20 protein-coding genes are annotated in these 23,918 nt (G+C 71.9%); 13 read left to right on the forward strand and 7 right to left on the reverse strand.

Annotation, left to right across the window (positions count from 1 at the left end; all coding sequences use genetic code 11):
* The first annotated feature begins 68 nt into the window (after positions 1–68).
* Positions 69–1,535: an amidase gene (locus IF04_RS0107565; protein WP_078599951.1), complete on the forward strand. Its 1,467-nt coding sequence runs from the start codon at positions 69–71 to the stop codon at positions 1,533–1,535.
* 26 nt (positions 1,536–1,561) lie between these two features.
* Here IF04_RS0107565 and IF04_RS0107570 read toward each other — a convergent pair whose 3' ends face one another.
* Both IF04_RS0107570 and IF04_RS0107575 read right to left on the reverse strand, forming a co-directional pair.
* The gene (locus tag IF04_RS0107570; protein ID WP_030252730.1) at positions 1,562–2,113 is read right to left on the reverse strand and encodes an isochorismatase family protein; all 552 of its coding nucleotides are present in this window, start codon (positions 2,111–2,113) and stop codon (positions 1,562–1,564) included.
* A 3-nt stretch (positions 2,114–2,116) separates the two neighbouring features.
* The gene (locus tag IF04_RS0107575) at positions 2,117–2,554 is read right to left on the reverse strand and encodes a MarR family winged helix-turn-helix transcriptional regulator (protein WP_030252732.1); all 438 of its coding nucleotides are present in this window, start codon (positions 2,552–2,554) and stop codon (positions 2,117–2,119) included.
* A 213-nt stretch (positions 2,555–2,767) separates the two neighbouring features.
* On the opposite strand from IF04_RS0107575, the gene IF04_RS0107580 reads away from it, so the two are divergent.
* The 4 genes from IF04_RS0107580 to ligD (IF04_RS0107595) all read left to right on the forward strand — a co-directional run bounded on the left by IF04_RS0107580 (position 2,768) and on the right by ligD (IF04_RS0107595) (position 7,522).
* Positions 2,768–4,033, forward strand: coding sequence for a hypothetical protein (locus tag IF04_RS0107580; protein ID WP_030252734.1), 1,266 nt, complete (start codon positions 2,768–2,770; stop codon positions 4,031–4,033).
* Positions 4,034–4,208: 175 nt separating this feature from the next.
* Positions 4,209–5,051, forward strand: a complete 843-nt coding sequence (locus IF04_RS0107585; RefSeq protein WP_030252736.1) for a nitrilase-related carbon-nitrogen hydrolase — start codon at positions 4,209–4,211, stop codon at positions 5,049–5,051.
* Positions 5,048–6,367 (forward strand): aspartate aminotransferase family protein, encoded by a 1,320-nt coding sequence (locus IF04_RS0107590; RefSeq protein WP_030252738.1) that lies wholly within the window; start codon positions 5,048–5,050, stop codon positions 6,365–6,367. Before IF04_RS0107585 ends, IF04_RS0107590 begins: the two co-directional genes overlap by 4 nt.
* A gap of 195 nt (positions 6,368–6,562) precedes the next feature.
* Positions 6,563–7,522: a non-homologous end-joining DNA ligase gene (gene ligD, locus IF04_RS0107595; RefSeq protein WP_030252740.1), complete on the forward strand. Its 960-nt coding sequence runs from the start codon at positions 6,563–6,565 to the stop codon at positions 7,520–7,522.
* Between the two features lie 30 nt (positions 7,523–7,552).
* Here ligD (IF04_RS0107595) and ligD (IF04_RS0107600) read toward each other — a convergent pair whose 3' ends face one another.
* Complete coding sequence (ligD, locus tag IF04_RS0107600) at positions 7,553–8,446, reverse strand: non-homologous end-joining DNA ligase (protein ID WP_030252746.1); 894 nt, start codon at positions 8,444–8,446, stop codon at positions 7,553–7,555.
* A 55-nt stretch (positions 8,447–8,501) separates the two neighbouring features.
* Here ligD (IF04_RS0107600) and ku point away from each other — a divergent pair, with 55 nt between their 5' ends.
* Positions 8,502–9,563, forward strand: a complete 1,062-nt coding sequence (gene ku, locus IF04_RS0107605; protein ID WP_030252747.1) for a non-homologous end joining protein Ku — start codon at positions 8,502–8,504, stop codon at positions 9,561–9,563.
* A 105-nt stretch (positions 9,564–9,668) separates the two neighbouring features.
* Here ku and IF04_RS0107610 read toward each other — a convergent pair whose 3' ends face one another.
* Complete coding sequence (locus IF04_RS0107610; RefSeq protein WP_030252748.1) at positions 9,669–10,076, reverse strand: ATP-binding protein; 408 nt, start codon at positions 10,074–10,076, stop codon at positions 9,669–9,671.
* Positions 10,077–10,691: 615 nt separating this feature from the next.
* On the opposite strand from IF04_RS0107610, the gene lpdA reads away from it, so the two are divergent.
* From lpdA to IF04_RS0107625, 3 genes are all read left to right on the forward strand, one after another.
* Positions 10,692–12,095: a dihydrolipoyl dehydrogenase gene (gene lpdA, locus IF04_RS0107615; RefSeq protein WP_030252750.1), complete on the forward strand. Its 1,404-nt coding sequence runs from the start codon at positions 10,692–10,694 to the stop codon at positions 12,093–12,095.
* A 97-nt stretch (positions 12,096–12,192) separates the two neighbouring features.
* A complete protein-coding gene (locus IF04_RS0107620) occupies positions 12,193–12,387 on the forward strand; it encodes a hypothetical protein (protein WP_030252751.1) in 195 nt (64 codons plus the stop codon).
* 188 nt (positions 12,388–12,575) lie between these two features.
* The gene (locus IF04_RS0107625; protein WP_078599953.1) at positions 12,576–13,442 is read left to right on the forward strand and encodes an endonuclease I family protein; all 867 of its coding nucleotides are present in this window, start codon (positions 12,576–12,578) and stop codon (positions 13,440–13,442) included.
* Positions 13,443–13,475: 33 nt separating this feature from the next.
* Here IF04_RS0107625 and IF04_RS0107630 read toward each other — a convergent pair whose 3' ends face one another.
* Entirely contained in the window at positions 13,476–14,459 is a 984-nt protein-coding gene (locus IF04_RS0107630; protein ID WP_030252753.1) for a helix-turn-helix transcriptional regulator, read from the reverse strand.
* Positions 14,460–14,532: 73 nt separating this feature from the next.
* On the opposite strand from IF04_RS0107630, the gene IF04_RS0107635 reads away from it, so the two are divergent.
* The 3 genes from IF04_RS0107635 to IF04_RS0107645 all read left to right on the forward strand — a co-directional run bounded on the left by IF04_RS0107635 (position 14,533) and on the right by IF04_RS0107645 (position 21,111).
* Entirely contained in the window at positions 14,533–16,785 is a 2,253-nt protein-coding gene (locus IF04_RS0107635) for an ATP-binding cassette domain-containing protein (RefSeq protein WP_030252756.1), read from the forward strand.
* Between the two features lie 270 nt (positions 16,786–17,055).
* Positions 17,056–18,666 (forward strand): M4 family metallopeptidase, encoded by a 1,611-nt coding sequence (locus IF04_RS0107640; RefSeq protein ID WP_030252758.1) that lies wholly within the window; start codon positions 17,056–17,058, stop codon positions 18,664–18,666.
* Positions 18,667–18,837: 171 nt separating this feature from the next.
* Positions 18,838–21,111 (forward strand): terpene synthase family protein, encoded by a 2,274-nt coding sequence (locus IF04_RS0107645; protein WP_030252760.1) that lies wholly within the window; start codon positions 18,838–18,840, stop codon positions 21,109–21,111.
* A 71-nt stretch (positions 21,112–21,182) separates the two neighbouring features.
* On the opposite strand, the gene IF04_RS0107650 is transcribed toward IF04_RS0107645, so the two are convergent.
* The gene (locus tag IF04_RS0107650) at positions 21,183–21,380 is read right to left on the reverse strand and encodes a hypothetical protein (RefSeq protein ID WP_030252762.1); all 198 of its coding nucleotides are present in this window, start codon (positions 21,378–21,380) and stop codon (positions 21,183–21,185) included.
* A 196-nt stretch (positions 21,381–21,576) separates the two neighbouring features.
* Entirely contained in the window at positions 21,577–22,464 is an 888-nt protein-coding gene (locus IF04_RS0107655) for a LysR family transcriptional regulator (protein WP_030252764.1), read from the reverse strand.
* A gap of 188 nt (positions 22,465–22,652) precedes the next feature.
* Here IF04_RS0107655 and IF04_RS0107660 point away from each other — a divergent pair, with 188 nt between their 5' ends.
* On the forward strand, positions 22,653–23,879 hold the full coding sequence (locus tag IF04_RS0107660) for an MFS transporter (RefSeq protein ID WP_030252766.1): 1,227 nt from the start codon (positions 22,653–22,655) through the stop codon (positions 23,877–23,879).
* Positions 23,880–23,918: the final 39 nt, after the last annotated feature.

Consider the following 23,918-nt stretch of genomic DNA (forward strand, 5'->3'; position numbering starts at 1 on the left):
CCGTATACGGAACAGCCGTCTCCGGTGCCCCGCGCGGGCCCGGAGACGGTTGATGCCGGCTCGCGCACATGGTTACGCTGCGCTTCTCCGTCGGAACGGAACGTCAGTGCGAGAGGCGGCGTGAGGCAGTGGGGGACAGGTTCGAGGGACTGGCCGAACAGGCCAGAGCGTTGCGCGACGGCGACACCACGGCGGCCGAACTGGTCGGGCGGTCGCTGGAGCGCATCGAAGCGACCCGGGGCACGGTCAACGCCTTCCGGCTGGTGCGGACCGAGGCGGCGCTCGCCGAGGCCGAGGCCGCCGACCGCAGGCTCGCAGCGGGCGAGCGGCTGCCGCTGCTCGGCGTGCCGGTGGCGGTCAAGGACGACACCGACGTGGCGGGCGAGCCCACCGCGTTCGGCTGCGCGGGCACGTTCCCGCCCAAGGCCGAGGACTCCGAAGTGGTACGGCGACTGCGCGCGGCCGGCGCGATCGTGGTCGGCAAGACCAACGCCTGCGAGCTGGGCCAGTGGCCGTTCACCGAGGGCCCGGCCTTCGGCGACACCCGCAACCCGTGGAGCCCGGCGCACACCCCCGGCGGCTCCTCCGGCGGCTCGGCCGCCGCGGTCGCCGCCGGGCTCGTACCGGCCGCGCTCGGCACGGACGGCGCGGGCTCGGTCCGCATCCCCGCTGCCTGGACCCATCTGGTCGGCATCAAGCCGCAGCGCGGCCGCATCTCCACCTGGCCGGAGCCGGAGGCGTTCCAGGGCATCACCGGCATAGGGCCGCTGGCCCGCACGGTCGAGGACGCGGCGCTGCTCCTGGAGGTCTCCAGCGGCAGCCACCGGCACGACCTGCACCGACCGGCGCCGGTCGCGGTGCGCGACGCGGTCGGCCGGGACCCCGGACGGCTGCGCATCGCGCTGTCCTGGAAGGCCGCCTGGACCGGTACGCCGCGCCCGCTCCACCCCGATGTGCGCGCCGCCGTCACGGACATCGCCCGCACCCTCGCCCGCCTCGGCCACTTCGTCGAGGAGGCCGAGCCGGACTACGGGCTGATCGGGCTGTCCTTCGTGCCGCGCGCGACCACGGGCGTACGGGAGTGGACCGAACGGGTGCCGGACCGCTCGCTGCTGGACCGCAGGACCCGCGACGCCGCGCGGCTGGGCCGGCTGCTGAGCGGGCGCGCGCTGCGGCTCGCGCGGGCCGTCGAGGCGCGCCAGCAGAAGCGGGTGGGCGCGGTGTTCGGCCGGTACGACGTCGTGCTGACGCCGACCACGGCCACGCCGCCGCCGCGGGTCGGCACGCTCGCCGCGATGAACGGCTGGCGCACCGACCGGGCGATGATCGCGGCCTGCCCGTACGCCTGGCCGTGGAACGTGCTCGGCTGGCCGGGCATCAGCGTGCCGGCGGGCTTCAGCTCGGGCGGACTGCCGCTCGGCGCCCAGCTGTTGGGCCCCGAGGGCGGCGAGCCCCGGCTGGTCTCGCTCGCCTCCCAGCTGGAGGACGACCTGCGGTGGTACGAGAAGTGGCCGCGGCTGCGGGCCGGGGCGTGAGGTCGGTCTTCAGGGCAGCCGGGTGATCAGCCCAGCAGCTTGAGAATCGCGTCGGTGGTGTCGGTCTCGCCCAGCCGCGGGAAGATCTTCTCGACGCTGTTGCGGTGCGCGTCGGCGTCCATGTCCGTCACGGCGTCCGTCGCGACCGTCACGTGGTAGCCGTGCTCGTACGCGCTGCGCGCCGTGGACTCCACGCCGATGCTGGTCGCGATGCCGCCGAGCACGATCTGCGTGACGCCGAGGCGGCGCAGCTCCATGTCCAGCGCGGTGCCGTGGAAGGCGCCCCAGGTCTTCTTGGTGACGAGGAGGTCGGACGGCTGCCGGTCGAGCTCGGGGACCAGGTCGGCCCAGTCGGCGGGCGGGTTGCCGGCGGGGGCCGGGCCCTCGGTGCGGCCGGGTGCGCCGCCGGTGACGTTCACCAGCACGACCGGCAGGCCGCGCGCGCGGAACGCGGCGGCCAGCCGCGCGCCCTGCGCGATGACCTCGGCGGCGGGGTGGGCGGTGGGCAGCGCGGCGATGCCCTTCTGCAGGTCGATCAGGACCAGTGCGGTCTTCGGGTCGAGCGTGGTGGCGGTCATGGTTCAGTGCTCCGTCAGTCGTTTCAGCAGCGCGGCGGCCTCGGCCAGTACACGCCGTTCCTCGGGGGTGGTCTGCTCGGCGATGGCCGCGGTGAGCCAGTTCTGCTTGGCCCGCCGGACGTCGGCCAGTACGCGCCGGCCCTCGTCGGTGAGCGCGAGGACGGCCTGCCGGCCGTCGGTGGGGTGCGGGCTCCGCGCGACGATGCCGCGCTCCTCCAGGGCGGCCAGCGTCACCCGCATCGACTGCGGGCGCACCAGCTCGGCCCGGGCCAGCGCCGCGGTGGTGGCGGGCCCGTCGCTGTCCAGCCGGGCACAGACCGCGCGCTGCGTGGGCGTGAGCTGCCCGCTCGGTGACTCGGCGCGCAGCCGGCGCATCAGCAGGCCGACGGCCGCGCTGAGGTCCGTGACGAGCTGCTCGTGCGCTGTCCCTTTGGTCGGCATGGCGCCACCGTAAAAAATAGACAGGCAAACTTGCAAGTTTGGCTGTCATCCGTGCCGATCACGCCGTTGTTCCGCGATCGCGGAACCCTCGCCCCGGCGGGGGTGGAAAACTCCCTGTAGTCGTTCCGTGACAGACGGGACGGTGCATTGCTGATGTGCAACCGAGGGACCGGTGCGGCAGCGCACCGTGACCATGGGGGAGGAGAGGACGGCATGCCGGAGGAGCAACTGCAGGACGCATTAGGCGAGTTCGCGCACTTCCTGCGCGGCCTGACGGAGGCGTTGGACGAGACCGGGGGCTGGTACGGGGTCTTTCTGCAGCGCGACCCCGAGGGGGTGCGGGCCTGGCTGGAGGGGCGCGAGGTGCCGCCCTGGGACGTGGTCGAGTCGCTGCTCCACGACCTGTCCGGGCGGTGCGGCGCACAGGCGGCGGCGGAGGCCGGGACGCGCGCCCGGCGGCTGCACGGTGCGGCGGTCGCCGCGTACGACGCGCTGACCGGCCCGGCGGGGCTCCGCGACCGGCTCGACACGACGCTCGCCGAACTCCGCGACGCCACCCGCCGCGAGCGCGACCTGCGCGCCGGTCTCGAGCACGCGGAGCCCGGTACGGAGGCGGACACGCTGACCTATGAACTCGCCTGGGCCGCCGACGACATGGCCCGTGCGCACGCCCGCGTGCAGGAGCTCCAGTTGCGTATCGAGGGCAGTGAGTGGGCGGAGGGGCCGCCGCTCGTGGTGGGCCACCTCGCGCCGCACGAGCCGGCGGCGGAGCCCGTGACGGAGGATTCCGTGGTGGCGGAGCCCGTGGCGGAGTACGCCTTCACCGACAGCCGGGAGGGCGGACAGGAGCGGAAATCCGCCAACGAGCGGGCCGGGGAGGCACGCGGGTCTGGTACCGGTCAGGTGCCTCCGCCGTCCCTCCCGCCCCATGTGCAGCAGGCCGTGGCCACTGCCGTGACCCATCTCGCGGAGCTGCGGGCCGCCGGGCGCGGCGGTGAGGCGCACGCCGTCCTGTGTGCCGCGGCCCGCCGCCCCGCCGAGGAACTGCCGTTCATCGCCGAGGAGTTGGAGCGCTGCGGGCTCGCCGTCGACGTGCCCACCCTCCTGTGGGAGGTGGCCTGTCTGCCGCCGGTCCCGCTCGCCGCCGCGGCCGGCGCGCTGGCCGCCGCGGGCCGGGACCGGGACTGTACGAGCCTGCTCCGGCAGGGCGTGGCCCGGCCGGTCGCCGAGGTGGCGAGCGCCGCGCAGACGCTGCTGGACGGCGGGTTCCGGGCCGAGGCGCGGGACCTGCTGGCCGCGCTCGTCCGCACCCGTACGGCGCAGGAGGCGGCCGGCCTGGCGCACGCCACGGACGTGCCCGAGGTCCTGCTGCCGCTGCTGCTGGAGGCGGCCGAGGAGGGTGCCCCGCACCGCTACCGCGATCTGGTCCACGCGCTGCGGATGGCCGGTGTCCCCGACCGCCTCACCGGTGCCTGCTGACCCGTTCGCACCACTGCTCACAGCCGCTTCGTACAGCAGTTCCCGGCGGCGCGGAATCGGCCGCGCGGCGCGGCAGAGATGGTCTTGCCAGGGTGCACATCGCGGCCTACGGTCACCTCCACACGCGTAGAGCACACATGGACCGGTGTCTGACGCCCTGGCAAAGGAGCAGCTCATGGCCGATGTTGTACGTGCCGCACTGGTGCAGGCGACCTGGACCGGTGATACCGAGTCGATGATCGCCAAGCATGAGGAGCACGCCCGCGCGGCGGCCGCCCAGGGCGCGAAGGTGATCGGCTTCCAGGAAGTCTTCAACGCCCCGTACTTCTGCCAGGTCCAGGAGCCGGAGCACTACCGCTGGGCCGAGCCGGTGCCGGACGGCCCGACCGTCCGCCGGATGCAGGAGCTGGCCCGCGAGACCGGCATGGTCATCGTCGTCCCGGTCTTCGAGGTCGAGCAGTCCGGCTTCTACTACAACACCGCGGCCGTCATCGACGCGGACGGCACGGTCCTCGGCACGTATCGCAAGCACCACATCCCGCAGGTCAAGGGCTTCTGGGAGAAGTACTACTTCAAACCGGGCAACAAGGGCTGGCCGGTGTTCGACACCGCGGTCGGCAAGGTCGGCGTCTACATCTGTTACGACCGGCACTTCCCCGAGGGCTGGCGGCAGCTCGGCCTGAACGGCGCCCAGCTCGTCTTCAACCCCTCCGCCACCTCCCGCGGCCTGTCCGCCCACCTCTGGCAGCTGGAGCAGCCGGCCGCCGCGGTCGCCAACGAGTACTTCGTCGCCGCGATCAACCGCGTCGGCGTCGAGGAGTACGGCGACAACGACTTCTACGGCACCAGCTACTTCGTCGACCCGCGCGGGCAGTTCGTCGGCGACGTGGCCAGCGACAGCAAGGAGGAACTGGTCGTCCGCGACCTGGACTTCACGCTGATCGACGAGGTCCGGCAGCAGTGGGCGTTCTACCGGGACCGCCGCCCCGACGCGTACGAGGGGCTGGTGCAGCCGTGACCCACTACGCCGACGACGCCGCCCATCTGCACGCCCGGCACCGCTCCGTCCTGCCCGAGTGGCTGACCCTGCTCTACGACCGCCCCATCGAGCTGACGCACGGCGAGGGCCGGCACGTCTGGGACTCCGAGGGCAACCGCTACCTCGACTTCTTCGGCGGCATCCTCACCACGATGACCGCCCACGCGCTGCCCGAGGTCACCAAGGCGGTCGCCGAGCAGGCCGGGCGGATCATCCACACCTCGACGCTCTACCTCTCCCGTCCGATGGTGGACCTGGCGGAGCGGATCGCGGCGCTCTCCGGCATCCCCGACGCGCGGGTCTTCTTCACCACGTCCGGTACGGAGGCCAACGACGCGGCGCTGCTGCTGGCAACCACGTACCGCCGCTCCAACCAGATCCTGGCGATGCGCAACAGCTACCACGGCCGGTCCTTCTCGGCCGTCGGCATCACCGGTAACCAGAGCTGGTCGCCGACCAGCCTCTCGCCGCTGCAGACGCTGTGGGTGCACGGCGGGGTGCGCAGCCGCGGCCCGTACGCGCACCTCACGGACGCCCAGTACATCGAGGCGTGCGTCGCGGACCTGAAGGACATGCTCCAGCAGACGGCGGGCGGCGTGGCCGCGCTGATCGCCGAGCCCATCCAGGGCGTCGGCGGCTTCACGGCGCCGCCCGACGGCCTGTACGCGGCGTTCCGCGAGGTACTGGCCGAGCGCCGCATCCTCTGGATCAGCGACGAGGTGCAGACCGGCTGGGGCCGGACGGGTGAGCACTTCTGGGGCTGGCAGGCGCACGGCACGAACGGCCCACCCGACCTGCTGACCTTCGCCAAGGGCATCGGCAACGGCATGTCCATCGGCGGCGTGGTCGCCCGCGCCGAGGTCATGAACTGCCTGGACGCCAACTCCATCTCCACCTTCGGCGGCAGCCCGGTGACGATGGCGGCGGGCCTCGCCAACCTCACCTACCTGCTCGAACACGACCTCCAGGGCAACGCCCGGCGCGTCGGCGGCCTGCTCATCGAGCGGCTGCGGGCGGTGGCCGCGGGGCTGGACATCGTGCGCGAGGTCCGCGGGCGCGGCCTGATGATCGGCATCGAGCTGGTCGAGCCCGGCACGGACGAGCCGTCACCGCGGGCGGCCGCGGCCGTCACGGAGGCCGCACGGGAACGCGGCCTGCTCATCGGCAAGGGCGGCCTGAACGGCGCGGCCCTGCGCATCGCGCCGCCGCTGTCGCTGACGGTCGCGGAGGCGGAGGAGGGGGCGGACCTGCTCGCGGAAGCGCTGCGGGTGGCACGTAAACAGCTCGCCGGCTGACCGCCGTAGGGGTTCGCGCCGGTGGCCGGGCCCAGCTGCGCTGTGGCTGGGCGCGCAGTTCCCCGCGCCCCTGAAGGGGCGCGGGGAACTGCGCGAGCAACCCACGCGGTGGGGCAGTCGGGGGCCGGCGCGAACCCCTACGGCGGGGGCCGGCCGAGGTCGCGCGGGCCCGCGCAAGCGCTGATCATCGGAGGTATGGCCACACCTCCGACGACCGGGCTCAGGCCCATGCTCGCCACGCCGGGTCCGCTGCCCGCCGACGGCGCCGACCCGGCCTGGGCGTACGAGGTGAAGTGGGACGGGGTGCGCCTGCTCGCGCACGTACCGGGGGACGGGTCCGTGCGGCTCGTCACCCGCGCGGGCAACGACGCCACCCGGACCTACCCCGAGCTCACCGCCCTCGGCGACGCGCTGCGCGGCCGGTCCGCCGTCCTCGACGGCGAGGTCGTCGTGCTCGACGCGGAAGGCCGCCCCGACTTCGGGCGGCTCCAGCGCCGGATGAACGTCGCGGACGCGCGCCGCACCGCCCGGCTGCTGACCGACCACCCCGTCCACCTCGTCCTCTTCGACGTGCTGTACCTGGACGGGCGGCCGCTGCTGGACGCCCCGTACGAGGAGCGCAGGGCGGCGCTGGCGGGCCTGGAGCTGGCGGCGCCGGAGTGGTCGGCGCCCGGACACGTCGTGGGGAAGGGCGCCGAGGTGTGGGAAACGACGCTGCGCAACGGCCTGGAAGGCGTGCTCGCCAAGCGGCTCGGCTCCCTCTACACCCCGGGCGTCCGGTCCGCCGACTGGCGCAAGACCAAGCACGTGCGCACCCTCGACGTCGTCATCGGCGGCTGGTGGGAGGGGCGCGGCGGGATCGCCGGGCTGCCCGGTTCGGTACTCGCGGGGATCGAGGAGGCGGGCGGAGCGCTGCGGTACGCCGGCTCGGTCGGCTCCGGCCTCTCCGACCACGAACGGCGGGAGCTGGCCCGGTACTTCGAGGTCCTCGCGCGCGACACCTCGCCGTTCACCGGGCCGGTCGAGGAGCCGGGCGCCCGCTGGGTGGAGCCGCGGCTGGTCGCCGAGGTCGGCTACTCCGGCTGGACGGCGGCGGGCCGACTGCGCCACCCGACCTGGCACCGGCTGCGGCCGGACCTGACGCGGCTGGACTGATCCCCCGGCAGTCGACAGCCGGTGTGCGCCTCACCGCTTCGCGCGCGGCAGCCGCTTGGCCCGGTTGAGGTTGATCAGCGGGCCGAGCAGATCGCCGTACCGCTCGCGCCGCTCCGCGATGTCCCCGATGAGGAAGTGCAGGTCGCCAGGGTCCGTACAGCCGTCGATCTCGTCCCAGGTCACCGGCGTGGAGACGGTCGGCTCGGCGCGGGCGCGCACGGTGTACGGCGTGGCCGTGGTCTTCGCCGCGCTGTTCTGGCTGAAGTCGATGAAGACCTTGCCGGGCCGCAGCGCCTTGGTCATCCGGTGCACCACCTGCTCGGGCAGCGCGTGCTCCGCCTCCACCGCGATGCCCTTGGCGTACGCGGTGACGTCGTCCGACGGGGTGGGCTCGATCGGCACGAGCAGGTGCAGCCCCTTGGACCCGGAGGTCTTGGCGTACACATGGAGGCCGTCGGCCGACAGCCGCTCGCGCAGCCACCCGGCGACCGCGCAGCAGTCGACGATCGTGGCCGGCGCGCCGGGGTCCAGGTCCAGCACCAGCCGGTCGGCCATGCCCGGCTCGTCCTTGCGCCACTGCGGGGTGTGCAGCTCCACGACGAGGTTGGCCGCCCACATCAGGGACGCGGTGTCCTGCAGTACGACCTGGCGGCCGGTCTTGCCGCTCCGGCGGGTCAGATCGACGGTCTTCACCCAGGCGGGCGTACCGGGGGGCACGTTCTTGGTGAAGAACGTCTCGCCGTCCGGGCCGTCCGGATACCGCAGGAAGGAGACCGGGCGGTCGTAGAGGTGGGCGAGCATCGCGCCCGCGGTCTGCGCGTAGTAGTGCAGCACCTCGCCCTTCGTGGTCCCGGTGGCCGGGTAGAGCACCTTGTCCAGGCGGGTGACCGTCAGCCGGCGTCCCTCGATCTCGGTGATCGGCATACCCTGAGAGTCGCACGAATCGTGACATAACGGTCGAACGCCAAGGGGCGCACGCATGAGATCCATCTGGAACGGGTCGATCTCCTTCGGCCTGGTCAGCATCCCGGTGAAGATGTACAGCGCGACGGACAGCGCCGCGGCGGTCTCCTTCGTCCAGATTCACGAGAAGGACGGCGGCCGCATCCGCTACCGCAAGGTGTGCGAGCTGGACGGCGAGGAGGTGTCCCAGGACGAGATCGGCAAGGGGTACCAGGCCGCCTCCGACATGATCGTCCCGCTCACCGACGCCGACCTCGCCCAGCTGCCGCTGCCCACCGCCAAGACGCTGACCATCCTCGCGTTCGTCGACGCCTCCGACATCGACCCGCTGCAGATGGACAAGGCGTACTACCTCGGCGCGAACGGCCCGTCCGCCGCCAAGCCGTACGTCCTGCTGCGGGACGCGCTGGTGCACCACCAGAAGGTGGCCATCGGGAAGGTCGCGCTGCGCAACCGCGAGACGCTGGCCATGCTGCGGGTGCACGACGACGCGATCGTGATGCACGCGCTGCTCTGGCCGGACCAGATCCGCTCCCCGGCCGGCCTCGCGCCCAAGGAGAACGTCCAGATCCGGGACAACGAACTTACCCTCGCCGAGACCCTGATGGACTCGCTCGGCGAGCTGGACCAGGGCGAGCTGCACGACGACTACCGGGACGCGGTCGAGGAGCTGGTCACCGCGAAGCTGGAGGGCGGCGAGCCGGCCGTGCCCTCGGAGGGCCCCCGGCGCGGCGGCAAGGTCATCGACCTGATGGCGGCGCTGGAGGACAGCGTCCGGGCGGCGCAGCAGGAGCGCGGCGGGGACGAGGAGGAGGGGGCCGGCGCGTCCGTCACCCGGCTGCGGGGGAAGGCCCCGGCGAAGGCATCGGGGACGGCGGGGAAGAAGGCCGCGGCCGAGAAGGCCGCTCCCGCGAAGAAGGGTGCCGCGAAGAAGACCGCTTCCGCGAAGAAGAGCGACGCGAAGAAGACCGCTCCTGCTGAGAAGGGCGCTTCTGCTGAGAAGGGCGCCGCGAAGAAGACCGCGACGGCGAAGAAGACCCCGGCGAAGAAGACCGCGTCACGCCGGAAGGCCGGCTGAGCGCCGGCTCGTGCCAGTACGGGTGGACACCGAGGTGGTGGGGCGGGGTCCGGGCCCCGATGGTGCGCCGTGCGGCGCGTCGGTCGATGCGCTGCCCATGGCGCTTCACGTACCCGCGAGGACCGCCCGTACGGTCTTGCCGCCGCCGCGGTCCGCGGTGATGTCGAACTGCCGGGACAGCAGTCCCACGATGGCCATGCCCCGGCCGCCGACCGCCTCTTCACTGAGCGGCTGGACGGTGGGGGTGCGCGGGCTGTCGTCGTGCACCTCGATGGTGACGCCGCTCGCCGCGGCACTGAGGCGGAGCCGGCAGCGGCTGTTGCCGTGCCGCACCGCGTTCGTGACCAGCTCGGACACGATGAGTACCGCTTCGTCCACCCGGCCGGACACTCCGTCCGGCATCTCCGGATGGCCGAGGAAGCCGCTGGTCAACCTCCTGGCCCAGCGGGCCGACGCGACCTCCCGCGGCAGCGCGTACTCGACGCGCGCCGCGCGGTTCCTGTTCGCGTGCATGGGTCTCACTCCCTCCCTTGACGGTGGCGGAGGGCGTACGGTCAGCGCGTCGACCCCTCCACCGTGGCCGGTGCGATCCACACGGCCTGCCGACGGGAGCGGTCATTCCCGCTCACCCACGCCCCAACCGTCGAGTACCCGTTTGCCGACCCGCTGTGACGGAGTGAACACCCGCACCTCAGGGGGCGACCGGCGCTCACGGGCGTACGCGCTCCCGGAGCGGGCACCCGGAGGGCCACCGGCGCACGCCCCACGGCGGACGGATCCGGCCGATCATGGCGGCCCCGCGGCGCCGCGCGGCGGTCCCGTGCGGCCCGGTACGGCCCGCTGCCCGTCCCCCGGTGCCACCCACCGGGGCCCGGTTCGTCGGCGCCGGGAACGATGGTTTACTATTCAAAAGAAGTGAGGGACGGCGACGCACCGCCGCTGACCTCGCACTCCGGCGCCCCCGCGGTATCCGCGGCCGCGCCCCCCACACCAGCCCCGGCCGGCTTCCCCCGTCTGGCCGGGGCTTCCCCTTCTTTTCCGGTTTTCCGGACGCGGTGCGCCGAACGGCCTACGCGGCGTCCCCCCAACGCCCTGCGCACCCGACCGGTACCGACCTACGCTGCCCGTATGAGTGCACACTTTGACGTCGTCGTCCTCGGCGCGGGCCCCGGTGGCTACGTCGCCGCGATCCGCGCGGCCCAGCTCGGCCGCAGCGTGGCGATCATCGAGGAGAAGTACTGGGGCGGGGTCTGCCTGAACGTGGGCTGCATCCCGTCCAAGGCCCTGCTGCGCAACGCGGAGCTCGCACACCTCTTCACGCAGGAGGCCAAGACCTTCGGCATCCAGGCGAGCGGTGAGGTGACGTTCGACTACGGCGCGGCCTTCACCCGCAGCCGCAAGGTCGCGGACGGGCGCGTCAAGGGCGTGCACTACCTCATGAAGAAGAACAAGATCACGCAGTACGAGGGCCGCGGCACCTTCACCGACCCGAACACCCTCCAGGTCGCGCTCTCCGACGGCGGCTCGGAGACGGTCACCTTCACGAACTGCATCATCGCCGCGGGCGCCACCACCAAGCTGCTCCCGGGCACCTCCCTGAGCGAGCGGGTGGTGACGTACGAGGAGCAGATCCTCAGCGACGAGCTGCCCCGTTCCATCATCATCGCGGGCGCCGGCGCGATCGGCGTGGAGTTCGCATACGTCCTGCGCAACTACGGCGTGGACGTCACGATCGTGGAGTTCCTGGACCGGCTGGTGCCGCTGGAGGACGCCGAGGTCTCCGCCGAACTGGCCAAGCGGTACAAGCGACTGGGCATCAACCTGCTCACCTCCACCCGCGTCGAGGCCATCGACGACGACGCCAGTGGCAGCGTGAAGGTGCACGTCAGCACGGGCGGGCAGCGGCAGACGCTGGAGGCGGAGAAGGTCCTGCAGGCGATCGGCTTCCAGCCGCGCGTCGAGGGCTACGGCCTGGAGAACACCGGCGTACGGCTCACCGAGCGCGGCGCCATCGACGTCGACGGCCGCTGCCGTACGAGCGTCCCGCACATCTTCGCGATCGGCGATGTCACCGCGAAGCTGATGCTCGCGCACGCCGCCGAGTCCATGGGCATCGTCGCCGCCGAGACGATCGCGGACGCGGAGACCATGGAGCTGGATTACGTGATGATCCCGCGCGCGACGTACTGCCAGCCGCAGATCGCCAGCTTCGGGTGGACCGAGGCGCAGGCCCGTGAGCAGGGCTTCGACGTCCAGGTCGCGAAGTTCCTATTCACCGCGAACGGCAAGGCGCACGGCCTCGGCGACAGCGTCGGCTTCGTGAAGATCCTCAGCGACGGCAGGTACGGAGAACTCCTCGGTGCCCACCTCATCGGCCCCGAAGCCACCGAGCTGCTACCGGAGTTGACGCTGGCTCAGCAGTGGGACCTGACCGTCCACGAGGTGGCCCGCAACGTCCATGCCCACCCGACGCTGGGCGAGGCGGTGAAGGAGGCCGTGCACGGGCTCGCGGGACACATGATCAACATGTGAGAAGCCGGGTCATACCCCCTGGTCGCGGCACTCCGTGCCCCGTCGTGACCGAGCCGAAAACGAGCGGCGGCGCGACGGGGTCCGGCGACACTGAGGCATGTCCAGTGTGTCCCGGGGCAGCCGCCCGCACCGGCTGCCCGACCATCCGCTCAGCGTCCGCCTCGGCCCGCTCGCGAGCACGCTGCGGGACGTGTTCGGCTGCCTCGGGGTCATCGTGGCCGCGGTGCTCGTCTCGCTGCTGTGTGTCCTGCTCTCCCAGACGTTCCCGCAACTGGCGGAGATCTCCCCTTGAGGGGGTGGCGGGCCCGTCCTTCGGTAGCGCGTGGCGCTCTACACCCGTAGATCTCCACACTTCTGACACCCCTTCACACCACAAGGGTCACACCGTGGTGATGCCGGAGTGGCAGCATGCCTGCGGCCGACAGACCGTCGGCAGCCTCGGCCCGCACCCCCCACACTTCCGCGGGCCGGCCCACGCGCATGGGGGAGAGGACACCACTCGTGGACATATCCCGTTCCAGCACCGCTCGGCGCAGAATCGTCACGGCACTCACCGGCACCGCGCTGCTCGGCCTGGCCGTCCAGGTACCGGCCACCGCGGCCCCCGAGCCCGCCCCTCCGCACCGCACCACCGCCACCGCGCAGCACACCACCGCGTACGACGACACGTACTACAAGGATGCGCTCGGCAAGACCGGCCCCGAGCTCAAGTCCGCGCTGCACACGATCATCAGCTCCGGCGTCAGCAAGCTCAGCTACAGCCAGGTCTGGGACGCCCTGAAGGCCACCGACCAGGACCCGAAGAACTCCGCGAACGTCATCCTGCTCTACACCGGCCGCTCGCAGAGCAAGGATGACAACGGCGGCGACCCCGACCAGTGGAACCGCGAGCACGTCTGGGCCAAGTCGCACGGCGACTTCGGCACCTCGACGGGGCCCGGCACCGACATCCACCACCTCCGCCCGACCGATGTCTCGGTCAACAGCACCCGCGGCAACAAGGACTTCGACAACGGCGGCAGCGAGGTCGGCGAGGCGCCCGGCAACTACACCGACGACGACTCCTACGAGCCCCGCGACGCGGTCAAGGGCGATGTGGCCCGCATGATCCTCTACATGGCCGTCCGCTACGACGGGGACGACGGCTTCGCCGACCTGGAGCCCAACGACAAGGTCGACAACGGCTCGGCGCCCGCCATCGGCCGACTCAGCGTCCTGAAGACCTGGAGCGAGCAGGACCCGCCGGACGACTTCGAGAAGAACCGCAACCAGGTCATCTTCGACAAGTACCAGCACAACCGGAACCCGTTCATCGACCACCCGGAGTGGGTCGACGCGATCTGGTAGACCGTCCGCACGGTCAGAGCCCGACACGGGCTCTCAGGGATGGTGGCCGCCTGCCGCGGCCACCATCCGGCCGCCCAGCTTCCGCAGGTACGCGATCAGCTCGGGCGGCTCCTGGACCTCGAACTCCACGTCGAGCAGGGCCAGTCGGAAGGCGAGCCAGTCCAGCGCGTCGCCACCGGTCAGCAGGCGGCAGCGGTCGGCGGACAGCGGCTCCAGCACCCCGCCGCCCGGGGGCACGCGCCGCGCGGCGTCCTCGGCCGAGGTGTGCAGCACGACCACCGCGCGGTGCCGGGCGCGGTGGCCGGTGACCGACTCGGCGACGTAGGAGGCCGCGTCCTCGGTGGGCAGCGCGCGTTCGGCGGACCGCGCCCCGGTGGCCAGCGGCTCGCGCACCCGGTCGGCGCGGAACGTCCGCCAGTCCGCGCGGTCCAGGTCGTACGCGACCAGGTACCAGCGCTGGTCGGCGCTCACCAGTCGGTACGGCTCGGTGTGCCGCCGTCCGGGGGCGCCGTCGCGCGCCGCGTACGTGAAGCGCAGCCGCTCCCGGCGGCGGCACGCGGCGGCCAGTACGCCCAGGACGGCGGGGTCCGTGGTGGGCGCGGTGCCGCCGGCGGTGAGCAGCCCGTAGAGCGGGTCGGTGGCCTCCTGGAGGGCGGCGACGCGGCGGCGCAGCCGGCCGGGCAGTACCTGCTCCAGCTTGGCCAGGGCGCGCACCGAGGTCTCCGCCACGCCGGTCACCGCGCCGCCCGCCGCCGCGTGCAGTCCGATGGCGATGGCCACCGCCTCGTCGTCCTCCAGAAGCAGCGGCGGCATGGCCGTACCGGCGGCGAGCCGGTAGCCCCCGACGGTGCCGATCGTGGCGTCAACCGGGTATCCCAGGTCGCGCAGCCGGCCGACGTCCCGGCGGACGGTCCGCTCGGACACGCCGAGCCGGCCGGCCAGCTCGGGACCGGTGTGCTCGCGCCCGGTCTGCAGCAGGGAGAGCAGTTTCAGCAGCCGGGCCGGGGTGTCGCTCATGCGCGCTCACGCCCTCCAGGGTGGCAGCGAAGCAGGACACGAACTGTCCTGCTTCCTTTCTACCGTGCGAGGCATGGCGACAGACAGCATCCGCATCACCGGGGCCCGCGAGCACAACCTGAAGGACGTGACGCTGGAGACCCCCCGCGGCCGGCTCACCGTCTTCACCGGGGTCTCCGGCTCCGGCAAGTCCTCGGTGGTCTTCGGCACGATCGCCGTGGAGTCGCAGCGGCAGCTCGGCGAGACCTTCGGCTGGTACGTGCGCAACCGCCTGCCGAAACACGAGCGCCCGAAGGCGGACACCATCGAGCGGCTCTCCCCGGCGGTCGTGGTGGACCAGCGTCCGGTCGGCGGCAACGCCCGCTCCACGGTCGGCACGATGACCGACATCCACCCGATGCTGCGGGTGCTGTACTCGCGGTGCGGCACGCCGAGCGCGGGGGAGGCATCCGCGTACTCGTTCAACGATCCGGCGGGGATGTGCCCGGAGTGCGACGGGCTCGGCAAGGTGGTGCGCCTCGACCTCGAACGGGCCCTGGATCGCACGAAGTCGTTGAACGAGGGGGCGATCCGGCTGCCGATGGTCGGTGTGGGCAGCGCCTGGTGGCAGATGTTCGCCGAGACGGGCCTGTTCGACCCGGACAAGCCGCTGGCCGAGTACACCGAAGCGGAGCGCGAGCTGCTGCTGTACGACGACACCGGGCGCAAGGTGCGGCGGGCCCGCGCCCGTAACGACAATTCGTACGAGGGGCTGGTCGTCGGCTTCCAGCGGCAGTACGTCAATCGCGATGTCTCGGGGCTGAGCGAGCGGCTGCGGGACGCCGTGCGCCGCTTCGTGCGCGAGGACGTGTGCCCCGAGTGCGGGGGCGCGCGGCTGGCCGCGGCCGCCCGCAAGACCCAGGTGGCGGGGCTGACCCTCGCCGAGATGACGGCCCTGGAGGCGGACGAGCTGATCGCCGTACTGAAGGGCATCGACGACCCGGTGGGCGGGCCGGTCGCCGCGCGCGCCGTGGCCTCCCTGGAGCGCGTCGTCGGCATCGGCCTCGGCTACCTGAGCCTGGACCGGGAGACCGCCACCCTCTCCGGCGGCGAGGGCCAGCGCCTGAAGACCGTGCGCCACCTCGGCTCCAGCCTGACCGGCATGACGTACATCTTCGACGAGCCGAGCATCGGGCTGCACCCGAGGGACGTCGCGCGGCTCAACACCCTCCTGCTGCGGCTGCGGGACGACGGCAACACGGTCCTGGTGGTCGAGCACGACCCGGACGTCGTCGCCGTCGCCGACCACGTCGTCGACATGGGCCCCGGAGCGGGCACGCACGGCGGCCGGGTGGTGTACGAGGGCACGGTCGAGGGGCTCCGGAAGGCGGACACCCCGACCGGCCGCGCGCTGCGCCGTACGGCCCGCTTCAAGGCCGCGGTCCGGGAGCCCGCAGGACTGCTGCCCCTGGAGGGCGTGACGCTGCACAACCTGAAGAACGTCTCGGTCGCCGTGCCCACGGGGGTGCTGACGGCCGTCACAGGGGTGGCGGGCTCGGGCAAGAGCACGCTGGCCACCGAGGCGCTCCCGACGCGGTACCCGGAGGCGATCGTGGTCGGCCAGGGCGCCATCGGGGCCTCGTCGCGCTCCACCCCGGCCACGTACCTGGGCCTCATGGACCCGCTGCGCAGGCTCTTCGCCCGTACGCACGGCGTCGCGCCCGGCCTGTTCAGCTTCAACTCCTCGGGCGCGTGCGGGACCTGCGGCGGCCGCGGCGAGATCCGTACCGACCTGGCGTTCATGGACCCGGTCACCCGGACCTGCGAGACGTGCCGCGGGCGCCGCTTCCACGAGGACGTACTGGCGCTGACCGTGCGGGGCAGGTCGGTCGCCGACGTGCTGGACATGACGGCCGAGCAGGCCCGGGATTTTCTGGCCGGGGAGCCGGCGATGCGTGCCCCGCTGGCCGCCATGAACGACGTGGGCCTCGGGTATCTGCCGCTCGGCCGGGCGGTGTCCTCGCTCTCGGGCGGCGAGCGGCAGCGCCTCAAGCTCGCCACGCACCTGGACCGCACCGGCGGTCTGTACGTCCTGGACGAGCCGACGACCGGGCTGCACATGGCCGATGTGGACGGGCTGCTGGCGCTGCTGGACCGGCTGGTCGACGCGGGGAACACCGTGCTGGTCATCGAGCACAACATGGACGTCGTCCGGCACGCGGACTGGGTGATCGACCTCGGCCCGGAGGGCGGCAGGCGTGGCGGCGAGGTCCTGTTCAGCGGCGTGCCGCGGGGTCTCCTGGGCCGTCCGGACTCGCCCACGGGGCAGCGTCTGCGGCGCGGGTGACCGTGACGCGGTGATCGCTGTACGGATAACGGGCGGTCAAATTCTCGTTGCTGATCTGTCGGAAACGGTCAGGAAGTGGCACGCTCTCACCGGCCCAACTGCTGCTTCACAACAGGAGGGTCTGGTTCCGCGTGTATGCGCGCGGTCCGTGCTCCGCCTCGTACCACCCGCACCACTCCGTACGACTCGTATGAGCGGGCGGCCGCGACCCATGGCCGTCCACCCCCCTCGACGGGCCGCCACCCCGCGGCCCCGTACCAAGGAGACCGAGTGAGAGGCTCTGCCCCCAGACGTAAGTCCGCCCTCCGCGCCGCTGCCCTGGTCGCTTCGGCGGCCACGGTCGTGCTCGGCCTGCAGAGCGCCCCGGCCGGCGCTCAGAGCGACCGGGAGACCGGCGCCGTCGCCCTGTCGCCGGGCCAGCGTGCCGCGGCCGTACAGGACGCCCAGTCCGGCGCCGCCGGCACCGCCCGCGCCATCGGCCTCGGCGGCAAGGAGAAGCTGGTCGCCCGGGACGTCATCAAGGACGCCGACGGCACGGTGCACACCCGCTACGAGCGGACCTACGACGGCCTGCCGGTCCTCGGCGGCGACCTCGTCGTGCACGAGAAGAAGAACGGCGACCGCAAGGTCACCAAGGCCGTGAAGGCACGAATAGCCGTGCCGACCACCACGGCCGAACTGCCCGCGGCCAGCGCCGAGAAGAGCGCGCTGAAGACCTCGGCGGCAGAGAAGAACACGAAGACCGACGCACCGCAGGCACCGCGCAAGGTGATCTGGGCGGCCACCGGCAAGCCCGTCCTCGCCTACGAGACCGTCGTCAAGGGCGTCCAGAAGGACGGCACCCCCAGCGAACTGCACGTCGTCACCGACGCGGCCACCGGCAAGCAGCTCTTCGCCGACGAGCGCATCGAGACCGGCACCGGCACCGGTGACTACAACGGCACGGTCACCCTCGGTACCACGTCCACCGGCTCCGGCTACGACCTCAAGGACGGCGCCCGCGGCGGCCACCGCACCTACGACCTGAACCAGGGCACCTCCGGCACCGGCACCCTCTTCCACGACGCCGACGACGTCTGGGGCGGCGGCCGCCAGTCCGCCGCCGTCGACGCCCACTACGGCGCCGCCACCACCTGGGACTTCTACAAGAACGTGCTGGGCCGCAGCGGCATCAAGGGCGACGGCGTGGGCGCGTACAGCCGGGTCCACTACGGCAACGCGTACGTCAACGCCTTCTGGTCCGACAGCTGCTTCTGCATGACCTACGGGGACGGCGAGGGCAACGCCAACCCGCTCACCTCCCTGGACGTGGCGGCACACGAAATGAGCCACGGCGTCACCTCCAACACCGCGAACCTGCGCTACAGCGGCGAGTCCGGCGGCCTGAACGAGGCCACCTCCGACATCTTCGGCACCTCCGTCGAGTGGTACGCCAACAACACCAAGGACCCGGGCGACTACCTCATCGGCGAGAAGATCGACATCAACGGTGACGGCACCCCGCTGCGCTACATGGACAAGCCCAGCAAGGACGGCGCCTCGCGCGACTACTGGTCCAAGGACCTGGGCCGGATCGACGTCCACTACTCCTCGGGCCCGGCCAACCACTGGTACTACCTGCTCTCCGAGGGCAGCGGCGCCAAGACCATCAACGGCGTGAACTACAACAGCCCGACCTACGACGGCAAGGCCGTCAGCGGCATCGGCCGCGCCAAGGTCGAGAAGATCTGGTACCGGGCGCTCACCACGTACATGACGTCCACGACCAACTACGCGGCCGCCCGCACCGCCACCCTCTCGGCGACGAGCGACCTCTACGGTGCCTCGAGCGCCGAGTACCAGGCCGTGAACGCCGCCTGGGCCGCGATCAACGTGCGCTGAACCGGAACCCGGTACGGCCGCATTTCGATCACTCGTCCGAGTGACTCCTCCGGTATCCCGCTTTTCGGTCCGCCGGCTGGGTAGTTCCCCGACGCACGCCGGGGGGCGCGGGCATCCGCAAGGGTGCCCGCCTTGCCCGCCCCCCGGCACCGTCGAGAAAGGCCGGGGACCGTGACACAGCCCTTCCAACTGCCGGATTTCTACACGCCGTATCCGGCGCGCCTGAACCCACACGTCGAGGCGGCCCGCACGCACAGCAGGCAATGGGCGCGCGAGATGAACATGCTCGAAGGGTCCGGGATCTGGGAGCAGCGGGACCTCGACGCGCACGATTACGCACTGCTCTGCGCATACACCCACCCCGACTGCTCCGCCGACGACCTCGCCCTGGTCACCGACTGGTACGTCTGGGTCTTCTTCTTCGACGACCACTTCCTGGAGATCTTCAAGCGCTCCGGCGACCGCGAGGGCGGCAAGGCGTACCTCGACCGGCTGCCCGCCTTCATGCCGATGGACCTCGCGGAGGGGATGCCCGAGCCGACCAACCCGGTCGAGGCCGGCCTCGCCGACCTGTGGGCCCGCACGGTCCCCGCGATGTCCCGGGGGTGGCGCGAGCGCTTCTCGGAGAGCACGGTCAACCTGCTCAATGAGTCCCTCTGGGAGCTGTCGAACATCAACGCCCACCGGGTGTCGAACCCAGTGGAGTACATCGAGATGCGCCGCAAGGTCGGCGGCGCGCCCTGGTCGGCCGGGCTGATCGAGTACGCGGCCAGAGCCGAGGTCCCCGACCGGGTCGCGGCCTCCCGGCCGCTCCGGGTGCTGCGCGACGCCTTCTCCGACGCCGTGCATCTGCGCAACGACATCTTCTCCTACCAGCGCGAGGTCGAGGACGAGGGCGAGCTGAGCAACGGCATCCTCGTCCTGGAGCGGTTCCTGGACTGCTCGACCCAGGAGGCCGCCGACGCGGTCAACGACCTGCTGACCTCACGCCTTCAGCAGTTCGAGCACACCACTCTCACCGAACTGGAGCCGCTCTTCGCCGAGTTCGCGCTCGCGCCGGACGAGCAGGCCCGGGTCCTCGCGTACGTCAAGGGCCTGCAGGACTGGCAGTCCGGCGGCCAGGAATGGCACATGGTCTCCAGCCGGTACATGAACGGCGCGGGGGAGGGCACGGCCCCCGAGGCCCCGCGGCGCTTCTTCTCCCTGCCGCTGGGCGCCCTGGGCCTGGCCGCGCTGGACGTCACGCCGACGGCGCCGACCACGGCGCGCGCCGAGGCAGCGCGCGCCCGCACCTTCACACACGTACCGTTCCAGAAGGTCGGCCCCTCCCGGCTGCCGGACTTCAGACAGCCGCTGCCCGGGCAGCTCTGCCCGCACCTGGACACCTCCCGGAAGAACCTCGTCGAGTGGGCACACCGGATGGGCATCCTGGAGGAGCAGCCCGGCATCCCCGGCTCCCAGGTGTGGACCGAGGAGAAGCTCCGCGACTACGATCTGCCGCTCTGCTCGGCGGGCCTGGACCCCGACGCCACCCTGGAGGAGCTCGACCTCAGCTCCGCGTGGCTCGCCTGGGGGACGTACGGCGACGACTACTACCCGGTGGTCTTCGGGCGCCGCGGCGATCTGGCCGGGGCCAAGGCGATGGACGAGCGGCTGGCGGCCTGCATGCCGCTGGACTGCTCCCCGCCCCCGCCGGCCACCCACGCGCTGGAGCGCGGCCTCGCCGACCTGTGGCAGCGCACGGCGGGCCCGATGAGCGCGGAGAACCGCCGCCGCTTCCACGACGCGGTGCGGGTGATGACCAGGAGCTGGCTCTGGGAGCTGGACAACATGGTGCAGAACCGCATCCCCGACCCGGTCGACTACATCGAGATGCGGCGGCACACCTTCGGCTCCGACATGACGATGAGCCTCTCCCGGATCAGCCACGGCAACACCGTGCCCGACGAGATCTACGACAGCGGGCCGTGGCGGGCCCTGGAGAACGCCGTTATCGACTACGCCTGCCTGCTCAACGACGTCTTCTCATACCAGAAGGAGATCGAGTACGAGGGCGAGGTGCACAACGCGATCCTCGTCGTGCAGAATTTCTTCGACGTCGACTACCCAACAGGGCTGCGCATCGTCGACGACCTCATGAACAGCAGGCTCGACCAGTTCGAGCACATCGTGGCGCACGAACTGCCGGTCCTCTACGACGACTTCGGCCTGGACGCCGAGGCCAGGAAGGGGCTGGCCACCTACATCGCCGAGCTGGGCGACTGGATGTCCGGCATCCTCAAGTGGCACCACGAGTGCCGGCGCTACAAGGAGGCGGACCTCGTCCGGCACCACACGCCGGAGCGGCCCGGCGGCTCCGACGCCGCCGGCGGTTGGCGCCCGCCGGTCCCCACCGGCCTCGGCACCTCCGCGTTCCGGGTCCCGCGGCCCGAGCCCGTCGGCTGACGCGCGCGGACGGCCTCGGCTGACGCGCGCGGACGGCCCGCCGGCACCACGCCGGCGGGCCGTCGTGGCTCTCAGGGCAGGATCTTCTCCACTGCCGCCTGCCCCTCGGCGGCCAGTTTGCGGCGTGCCCACTCCAGATTCTTGGGCGTCAGGTCACGCCCGGTGGCCATCACCAGGTCCTCGGGGGTGGCGTCGGCCGACGGACCGCTGTGCAGGCTGCGGTCCGGAGTGGTGAGATCCTCGGGCTCGGGCCGCGATTGCTTGTCCATGCCGCCTCCTCGCGCCTCACGGTGTTTCTCCATCTTTGCCGCAGTTGGGCAGGTGTGCACTCCGAGGCGGATATTGTGACGCTGCGCGCCCATTGCTCACCGTGCGTAACGGTGGAAGGGGGAGGGAGGTGGCGGGGCGGCGCACTCGTTCCGACGGGACGGTGGCGCCGGTATTGCCCGCCCGTGGTGGCGCCGGTCAGCCGCGCAGCAGACGGTCGTGGCGCGCCAGCAGGAAGTGCCTGAACTCCACGACGGGAGAGGGCGCTTGGCGGCCCTTCATCCAGATGAGGGCGATGTCGCGGACTACGCCCGGGCCGTCCGCCTCCAGCTCGACGACGCCGGGCCGCGGCACCGCAGGGGCGGGCAGCAGCGCCACGCCAAGGCCCGCCGCGACCAGCCCGCGCAGGGTCTCCACCTCCTCGCCCTCGAAGGCGATCCGCGGGGTGAACCCGGCCTGGACGCACAGCCGGTCGGTGATCTGCCGCAGGCCGTACCCGGAGGGAAGCGATACGAAGGCGTCGTCGCGGACCTCCGCGAGCCGGGCCCGCTTGCGGCCTGCCAGCGGGTGCCCGGCGGGCACGACGATGCGCAGCCGCTGCCGGTGGACCCGGCGGGCGGTCACATCGCTCTCCTCGGGCGGCGGCGAGATGAGGGTGAGGTCCAGCTCGCCGGTGCGCAGCCGGGACAGCAGCGCCGCGCCGTAGTCCTGCATCAGCTGGAAGCGGATCCGCGGGTATTCCTCGCTGAACTCGCGCAGCAGGTCGGGGACGGTGGACGGGCCGAGGGTGTGCGGGAAGCCGAAGGCGATCCGGCCGCTGTGCGGATCGGCGTCCTCCCGTACGGCCCGGCCGCCGCGCTCCGCGTGCACCAGGGAGCGCTCGGCGTGCGCGAGGAGCGTACGCCCCGACGAGGTGAGCCGGACGCGCCGGCCGTGCCGGGTCAGCAGCTGTACGCCTAGATCCGCCTCCAGGCGGGCGATGGTGCGGCTCAACGTCGGCTGCGGAATGCCGAGTTCGGCGGCGGCGCGAGTGACGTGCTGGGTGCGGGCCACGGCGGCGAACTGGGCCAGCCGCGGGGAGAGCAGCAGGGCGGCCGATTCGCCGGTCAGCTCGACCAGGGGGACGGCTGCCTCGTCGTCCGTGTCCCCCGCCGGATCCGGACCTTCGGACACCCCGTCACCTCCGCTGCCACCTTCGCTGATGCGTTTCTGCATCAGTATCGCTGTTTTTGACCATTGGACGCATAGGTCGCGTGCTTTCTAGCTTCACCGGCATGGCGAATACACGTACGGGGGCCGATGCCCCCACTCCCGTCCCGGCCCCGCTCGACGGCCGTAAGCTCACCCCCGGAACTCGCGCCTACCGCCGCGCCATCACCGCGCTCTTCGCGGCCGGCGTGGCCGTCTTCCTGCTGCTGTACGTCACCCAGGGCCTGCTGCCGGAGATCTCCGACGAGCTGCGGATCACCCCCGCCGAGGCGAGCCTGACGGTGTCGGCGACCACCGCCGCGATCGCGATCGCCCTGCTGCCGTTGAGTGCCCTGTCGGAGAAGTACGGACGTACCCGCGTCATGACGGCCTCGGTCTTCAGCGCGTCCGTGATCGGCCTGGCGCTGCCGTTCGTGACGGACACCGGCGCGTTCGTGGCGCTGCGCGCCCTTCAGGGCGTGGCGCTCGCCGGGCTCCCCGCGACGGCCATGGCCTATCTGGCCGAGGAGGTCTCGCCGAAGGCGGTGTCCTCGGCGATCGGGCTGTATCTGGCGGGCAACAGCATCGGCGGTATGAGCTCGCGCTTCGTGGCGGGCCTGGTCGCCCAGTGGAGCAGCTGGCGGGTCTCGCTCGGGGTGCTCGGAGTGATCGCCCTGCTGTGCGCGGTGGTCTTCCGGCTGACCGTCCCGAAGGCTGCCAACTTTCGTTCGGCTCCGGTCAATCCGGGTGCGGTGGCGCGTACGGTCCGCGGCCATCTGGCCAATCCGCTGCTGCTGCGGCTGTACTTCCTCGGCGCACTGTTCATGGTGGTCTTCGGTGCGGTCTTCACAGTGCTGGGGTACCGGCTCTCGGCGCCGCCGTTCGGCCTGCCCGAGGGCGTGATCGGCGCGTTCTTCCTGATCTATCTCGTCGGGACGGTGACCTCGACGTACATCGGCCGGCTCGCCGAGCGCTTCGGGCGGCGTACGGCCCTGTACGGGGGCATGGTGCTGGCCTCGGCGGGTGTCCTGGTGACGATCGCGGACAGCGTCGTGGCGATCGTCGCGGGTCTGGTCCTGGTCACCGCCGGCTTCTTCACCGGGCATGTGATCGCCTCCAGCTCGGTGAGCAGCAACGCGGCCACCGGGCGTGCCCAGGCGTCCGCGGTGTATCTGACGATCTATTACATCGGCAACAGCATCGGCGGCACGCTTGCCGCCTCGGCGTACCACGGTGCGGGGTGGACGGGCGTGGTCGTGGTGTGCCTGGCGTCGATGGGGTCGGCGGCGCTGATCGCCGTACGCAAGATCTGAACGCATCACGATTCGTGATCGGTGCCAGAGCGGATTGCG

This window comes from Streptomyces violens (genome assembly GCF_000717745.1).
In the GTDB taxonomy this organism is placed as follows: domain Bacteria; phylum Actinomycetota; class Actinomycetes; order Streptomycetales; family Streptomycetaceae; genus Streptomyces; species Streptomyces violens.